Source organism: Paraburkholderia sp. RL17-383-BIF-A (assembly GCF_046028015.1).
In the GTDB taxonomy this organism is placed as follows: Bacteria; Pseudomonadota; Gammaproteobacteria; order Burkholderiales; family Burkholderiaceae; genus Paraburkholderia.
In genome coordinates this window covers 1-334 of sequence record NZ_JARESR010000097.1, presented here as the reverse complement: position 1 = coordinate 334, position 334 = coordinate 1, and the positions used below count along the sequence as shown (strand labels likewise).

The window sequence follows — 334 nt, the reverse complement described above, 5'->3', positions numbered from 1 at the left end:
CAATCCGACCACGCAGTTGCTCAACACCGCCGGCGTGTTCGCGGCAGGCTTCCTGATGCGTCCGATCGGCGGCTGGTTCTTCGGCCGTCTCGCCGACAAGCACGGCCGCCGCAGGGCCATGATGGTGTCGGTGTTCATGATGTGCGGCGGGTCGCTGGTGATCGCGCTCTTGCCCACCTACGCGCAGATTGGCGCGCTCGCGCCGGCGCTGCTGCTGGTTGCGCGGCTGTTCCAGGGGTTGTCGGTGGGTGGCGAATACGGCACCAGCGCGACCTATATGAGTGAAGTCGCGCTCAAGGGGCGGCGCGGCTTTTTTGCGTCGTTCCAGTACGTG

The 334-nt window shown here is 66.2% G+C and carries 1 protein-coding gene; it reads left to right on the top strand.

Going from position 1 to position 334, the window contains the following annotated elements; genetic code table 11:
• Positions 1 to 334: MFS transporter (locus P0D71_RS36105; RefSeq protein ID WP_408483899.1), on the top strand; the 334-nt coding region annotated here is incomplete at both ends.